The organism is Clostridium sp. UBA2485 (assembly GCF_002341865.1).
GTDB lineage: Bacteria > Bacillota > Clostridia > Clostridiales > Clostridiaceae > Clostridium_J.
The window spans coordinates 19934-27019 of record NZ_DDOV01000050.1 but is presented as its reverse complement, the minus strand read 5'-3'; the positions used below and the strand labels follow the sequence as shown (position 1 = coordinate 27019).

4 protein-coding genes and 2 tRNA genes are annotated in these 7086 nt (G+C 28.8%); 4 read left to right on the top strand and 2 right to left on the bottom strand.

Annotated features, from left to right (window positions below; translation table 11 throughout):
• Positions 1 to 61: 61 nt before the first annotated feature.
• From B3603_RS10485 to B3603_RS10470, 4 genes are all read left to right on the top strand, one after another.
• Positions 62 to 152 (top strand) — tRNA-Ser (locus B3603_RS10485).
• Positions 153 to 263: 111 nt separating this feature from the next.
• The gene (locus B3603_RS10480) at positions 264 to 923 is read left to right on the top strand and encodes a transaldolase family protein (RefSeq protein ID WP_291564338.1); all 660 of its coding nucleotides are present in this window, start codon (positions 264 to 266) and stop codon (positions 921 to 923) included.
• 114 nt (positions 924 to 1037) lie between these two features.
• Positions 1038 to 1114, top strand: a tRNA-Arg gene (locus tag B3603_RS10475).
• Between the two features lie 442 nt (positions 1115 to 1556).
• The gene (locus tag B3603_RS10470; protein ID WP_291564334.1) at positions 1557 to 3761 is read left to right on the top strand and encodes a methyl-accepting chemotaxis protein; all 2205 of its coding nucleotides are present in this window, start codon (positions 1557 to 1559) and stop codon (positions 3759 to 3761) included.
• Positions 3762 to 3935: 174 nt separating this feature from the next.
• On the opposite strand, the gene B3603_RS10465 is transcribed toward B3603_RS10470, so the two are convergent.
• Together B3603_RS10465 and B3603_RS10460 are read right to left on the bottom strand one after the other, a co-directional pair.
• Positions 3936 to 4823 carry a phosphatidylserine decarboxylase gene (locus B3603_RS10465; protein ID WP_291564331.1) on the bottom strand — a complete coding sequence of 296 codons (888 nt, stop codon included), beginning with the start codon at positions 4821 to 4823 and terminating at the stop codon, positions 3936 to 3938.
• Positions 4824 to 5425: 602 nt separating this feature from the next.
• On the bottom strand, positions 5426 to 6814 hold the full coding sequence (locus B3603_RS10460; protein WP_291564328.1) for an alanine/glycine:cation symporter family protein: 1389 nt from the start codon (positions 6812 to 6814) through the stop codon (positions 5426 to 5428).
• Positions 6815 to 7086 lie beyond the last annotated feature (272 nt).

The following is a 7086-nucleotide window of genomic DNA, read 5'->3' as shown; positions in this document are numbered from 1 at the left end:
CGAATCCCACTCTCTCCGCCATTTTTTTTATCTAAAATTAATTGAAAATTATAATCATTGTGGAGAAATACTCAAGAGGCCGAAGAGGCGCCCCTGCTAAGGGCGTAGGTCGGGTAACCGGCGCGAGGGTTCAAATCCCTCTTTCTCCGCCAAAATAAAGAATCTTTTATAAAACAATATAAAAGGTTCTTTATTTTATTTTTTTATATTTTTATTGTATAATTAATAATCATACAATAAAAATATTCTTAGGAGGAAATGTAATGAAATATTTTTTAGATAGTGCAAAAATACATGAAATAAGATATGCGTATGAAAATTGGGGCATAGATGGTGTTACGACAAATCCAAGACACATACAAGCTAGTGGAAAACCATTTAATGTTGTTATAGAGGAATTAGCAAATGAATTTAAGGGAAAAGACTTTCCAATATCAGTTGAAATAAATCCACACCTTGATAAAGCTGAGGATATGATAGCAGAAGGAGAGAAGTTAGCATCATTCTCCGAAAATTTTGTTGTAAAAATACCATGTACAGAGCAAGGACTTGTTGCTGCTTATAAATTAAATCAAAAGGGAATAAAAACTAATGTTACTTTAGTATTCTCTCCATCTCAAGCAATACAAGCAGGTAGAATAGGTGCATATTTTGTATCACCTTTTGTTGGTTGGAAAGAAACTCATGGAGAAGATTGTGAGCAATATATAAAAGATATAGTTGATATATATAAAAACTTTGATATAAAAACAGAAGTTATAGTGGCTGCACTTAGAAATGGAAAGCAAATAGTAGATGCAGCAAAAGCAGGTGCTCATATTGTAACTTGTGGCTTTGATGTATACAAAGATAGCTTTAGTCATCCATTTGTAAATTATGGATTAGATAAATTTACAAATGCATGGGATAATACAATAAAATAATAATATAATATAATATAATATATAATAAATATCTCTACTAAATTTATAGTAGAGATATTTATTATTGACTTTTTACTGTTAAATTGTTATAATGATTATGTTTTAAACATATATGCGTCGGTAGCTCAGTTGGATAGAGTAGCTGGCTACGAACCAGTTGGCCGGGAGTTCGAATCTTCTCCGACGCACCAAAGCTCAAGTCTATTAAGACTTGAGTTTTTTTTATTTTATATTGAATTTAATTAAGATTATATTATTTTAAAATAAATAGTTATTGAAAAATTCACTTCAAAAGCTATTATTTATAATACTTATGCTTTGAATCACATATATGAATACATCTTTAATAAAACTATTTAGTTTACTTACTTCCTCCAATAATTCATAGAATCATATATAAAATATAATACAATTTATAATTAATTATTTCCTGGGAAAAATATACATTTAATCAGTGGAAACTATTAATTGATAAAATAAATTCTATATTAATAAAGATAAACTATTATTTATCGATAAATATCAGTAAATAGCAATTTTTTGTTAAAACCTTCAAAATTGTAAGTTTTATGATAAAATTATGCTATAATAAATCTAATATTATGAAATTTTGGGCAATAAGGGGTTGTTTACATGGGGGGTAAAAAAGGGGCAAAATCTTTAAAGCTTAAAGAAAAGCTCAGTAAGATTAAACTAAGGAGGAAAAATAAAGGAATAAAGGGTGTAAAATTTGAAAGAAAGAGGATAAATTTTAAAAACTTTAAATTCTCATCAATTAAAAATATGACTATGTCATCTATAGGGATGAAAATATCAGTGATTATTAGTGGTATAGTAATTGTTGCAATGATAGTTACAGGAAGTTTTATTCATAATAAAGCTAGCAGCATTATTTCTAGTTTAAGCAAACAAGAAATGTCATCAATAGTGGATAAATCAATAGATACGATAAGTATAATGATTGAAAAGTATAGCATGGAGGTTGCATCACTTGCTAGTTCCAAAGATAGTTGTGATATTTTAGTAAATAAAAACTCTTCAGATCCTAAGGTACAATTAGAAATTACTACATTATCAAAGAAGATGAATAAGTATTTTAAAGATTATATAGGAAATAATTTGGCGATGGAAAGAATATCTTTAATAGACTTATCAGGAAAAATAATTGCAGATAGTGAAAGTGAGTTTGTTGGAAGTAGCGTAGAAGAAACTTCTTTTCATGAAAGCAGCTCAGGTGGTGCTAAAGTAATAAGTAATACTATGAAGTCTGAAAAGAGCGATAGGTCAATTATAGTATTTACTTATCCTGTTCAAGATTATGATAATCACGGCCAATGCGTAGGATACATAGCTTCATATGTGTACACAGACAGCTTTGCTAAGTATTTGAAAAATATAAATGTTAATGCCACTACTTCAAGTTTTAGTTTTTTATTAGATGAAACAGGAAATTATATACATCATAAAAATCCTGAACTTTTAGGTAGTGAAGTTCAAATAGATGAAATTAAAGAAATTGTTGATAAAGCTAAAAAAGGAATGAAAGTTGATATAGGGGCTTTAGAATATGTAGATTATAATGATGAAATGATATCTGCTTATGGAATAATACCTAGAACTAATTGGACTTTAGTAGTATCAGCTTACTCAGAAGAGATTATGGCACCTGTAAATGCTATGACTAATACTATAATTTTAATAGCTTTAATAGTAATAATAGCATGCTTAGTGTTCGCATTTATAATAGCAAGGTTCCTAATAAAGCCTATAATAAGAGCTAAAGAGCTAGTAATAAAGACTTCTAAACTAGATTTAACAGAAGATAATATTAATCATAGCAAATTTAGTAAAGACGAAATAGGACAGATATCTAAATCCGTTGTTCAAATGAGAGGTGCATTAAGAGATGTAGTTAAGAGTCTTATAAATGTAGAAGAAATGGTAAATAAAAATGCAGAAATAGTAGAAAAATCTACAGCTATACTAAGAGAAAAAGCAGAAGAAACATCTATGGAAACTTCAGTGGTGTCTGCAGGAATACAGGAAACAGCAGCTACATCTGAAGAAATGTCTGCATCCTCAGAGAATATGAAATTAGGTATAAATAATATTGCTTCAGAATCTTTAAATGGCTCACAATTAACTAAGGATATAGTAACAAGAGCAATAGAAATCGAAAAGATATCTAAACAGTCTAAGGAAGAAACTCAAACTTTATATAATGATGTAAAAGAAGAATTAGAAGTTGCAATAGAAGCATCTAAAGGAGTTAATCAAATTCATAGTCTTGCAAATGCTATACTTAAAATTACAGAACAAACTAATTTATTAGCGTTAAATGCAGCAATAGAAGCAGCTAGAGCAGGAGAAGCAGGAAGAGGATTTGCTGTAGTTGCAGATGAAGTAAGAAAGCTTGCAGTAGAATCAGGTAAAACAGCGTCCAATATACAAAATGTTGTAAAAACAGTATATAGTTCTGTTGAAAATCTTTCTAAGAGCTCAGAAAAAATGATAGAATTTATGGAGAAGCAAATAAACAGAGATTATGAGAGAATGATTGATACAGGTAAACAATACTCAAAAGATGCTGATGTATTTAATAACTTCATGCTTGAATTTAGTGATGAGGCTCAAAGATTAAATTCACATGTAGAAGGTATAGTTAAAGCTATAGAGGATGTATCTACTACTTTAAGTGAAGGTTCCTCAGGGGTATTTAATATTTCAGCTAAAACAGAGGATATAGTAGATAAAATTGAAGAAATAAATAATGCATCTATTGAGAATAAGAATAGTGCTATTAAACTTACTGAAATAACATCAAAGTTCAAATTATAAAAAAAGGAGTTAGAATAAGGCATATTCAAAAAAATAGCTAGTCAGTATGTTCGTCTATTTTGAGCCATACTACGTCGTCAGAACCTCATGATAGCCCAACTATCATGAGGTTCTGACTCCTTGTATGACACAAAATACACCTTTAACTAGCTATTTCCCTTCACATGCCTGAGCTTAAATTCTAACTCCTATTTTTTCGCCCATTTTTACTATTACCTCAATATCTTTTTTACTATGATATATAATATCCTCATCAAGCTTTAATTTATCCTTTTCTACCAATATTATTACAGTAGATCCTCCAAATTTAAAAAAGCCTTTTTCATCACCTTTATAAACTTTAGAATTTTCTTTATAGGTTTGAATTATGCCACCTACACAAGTAGCGCCGACTTCTAGATATAATAAATCTCCAAAGTTTTCACTATGTAGTATACTATATTCACGCTTATTTGATGTAAATACCTTACTAACCTTTTCAAGAGCTATTGGACTTACAGAATAATAATTGCCTTTAATTTTGGTAGTAGATGAACAGGTTCCATTATCTATAAAGTGAAATCTATGATAATCAGTAGGGCACAATCTGAAGATTAAACATATTCCACCTTTATATTTATCAGCCAGTTCTTTAGAACCTAAAATTTCCTTTAAAGAATAATCAAAGCCTTTAACTTTAAAGCTATGATTTTCATCTATATTGTCTATAGATAATAATCTACTATCAGAAGGAGATATAAATATGTTCTTATCTTTATTAATCTCTCTAGCTGTAGGCTTTAATTTTCTATAAAAGAAATCATTAAATGAAGTATACTCATCAATAGATTTTTCATATTCATCCATATTCATATTAAAGCCTTTTACAAAGCTTTTAATTTTTTTTGAACTTAATTTTGTATCACAGTAGTGACCATAGAATTTTGAAAAGAGTTTACGCTTAACTAATAATTCTAAAAAGCCCTTACCTATAGGAGATTCATAACTCCATTTAAGCATATTTTCTCCTGCTACTTTTTCTATCTCATAAGATTTACTTCTTCTATCATAATACTTTATCATAGCATCAACCTCTAAATTTAATTTATATATTTAAAAAACTAGTCAATATATTTATAATTTTGACCAGTTTTTCTTTCAAATATAGATAACTACCTTAAAACTTAATGTATATCTCTATGGTATTTTAATTCACAATTCACAATGCAAAATGCACAATTAAGGTGGAAATTACTTTTGTTCAAAATAATTTCTTTAATAGATTTTTTAGCTAGCAATACAATTGCTAGTGTTTTATTGTAGGGGTGAACAGTGTTCGCCAGTTCTTTTAATACGTCTTATAGTTTAATATTCATTCAAAAATATATAGTGAACCCTGTTTGCTGCTACGGTTAATCAATTCTAAANNTGTGAACTGTGAACTGTGAATTTTGAATTTAGAGTTTTAGGAATTATACCAACAAGTGTTAATTATTCTCAGAGATAGATTAAATTTAGGAGTGGTATATCTATACGTCTTATATAAACATATTATATGTAAATCAATAATTTTACAACAAAAAACCACTAGTAATAGTTACTAGTAGTTTTTCATCTATAGTAAATATAAATTTGTTATATCTAAATATATAGTTATTTTAAATCTCTACTGGTTTATAGAAAAATTAACTTTTAAAGTTATTAGTTTTATCTATATCGATACCTCTAAATTTTTCATAATCATTCATAGTTTTAACAACTAATCCACTAAGAGCTAACACTGCTATTAAGTTAGGCATAACCATTAAGGCATTAAAAACGTCAGCAAGCTCCCAAACTAAATCAACTTTTAAAAGAGAACCGACAAATACGAAGATCATAACTAGAATTCTGTAAGGTGTTAATCCTTTATTACCAAATAAATATTTAATGTTTGATTCTCCGAAGAAATACCATCCTATAATTGTTGAAAAAGCAAAGAATAATAAACATATAGCTATAAATCCTTGACCGTATGAACCTAGTGATAACTCAAAAGCTCTTTGAGTTAATGCAATAGCTGTTTCTCCAGATTCTAATGCACCACTAGTTAATATAACTAATGCAGTTAAAGTTAAGATTACGAAAGTATCAATAAAAACGCTTATGATAGCTACAGAACCCTGTTCTCCTGGATGTTTAACATTTGCAACAGCATGAGCATGAGGAGTAGAACCCATACCAGCTTCATTAGAAAATAATCCTCTGGCAACACCATATCTTATTGATTGTCTAATTGTTATTCCTATAACCCCACCAGCAACTGCTTGAGGATTAAATGCACCTACAATTATTGAGCTTAAAGCAGGTATAATTTGATTTGCATTCAATATTATAATTATTAAAGAAGCTAAAATATATAAGCCAGCCATTAAAGGAACAACCTTTTCTGTAACGGAAGCTATACGTCCCATTCCTCCAAAGAATACAAATCCCCCAAGTAATGCAACAATTATGCCAGTAATAAATGTTGGAAGTCCAAAGGCATTATTAAATGCTTGAGAGATAGAATTTGATTGTACTATATTCCCCATAAATCCTAAAGCTAATATACAGGAGATTGCAAAGAATCCCGCTAAAAATTTAGCTATTTTTTTATTTTTCAATCCATTTTTAATATAATAAGCAGGACCTCCTGTAACCTCACCATCAACTCTTGTTTTAAAGAGCTGTGATAGTATTGCTTCTGCATATATTGTAGCCATGCCTAAGAATGCACTTAGCCACATCCAAAATATTGCGCCAGGGCCACCAGAGGCTATTGCAGTAGCAGCTCCAGCTAGGTTCCCTGTTCCTACCTGTGCTGCAATTGCTGTAGATACTGCTTGGAAAGAACTCATACCGTCTTTGTCAGCTTTTTTACCTTTTAAGTTCAATCCTCCAAAAATTCTTCTAAAACCTTCTCCAAATTTTCTTACTTGGACAAATTTTAGCTTGAAACTAAGAAAAATTCCTGTTCCACATAGTAAAAATAATAAAATGTAGTCCCATAAAACTTCCTTTATTAGTTTTACTATCTCAAGTAAAAAGTCCATGATAAATCCCCCTTTTAAAATAATTAGTACACTATTAATTATAAATTAATAACAGAATAATTTAAATTGTCAAAATATTAAAAAGTTACTGAAAGTAACTGGTTTTTACAATTTAATTCTTACTTTACAATATAATTAAATTATATTTAATTTATAAATAAAATAACTTCAATAATATGTTATAGTATATGCTAAATTTTATCTTATAATGTAGTGAAAATAATTAACTAGTAATAGTATAAATTGATAATTTAAAAAGGTATTGACACTTT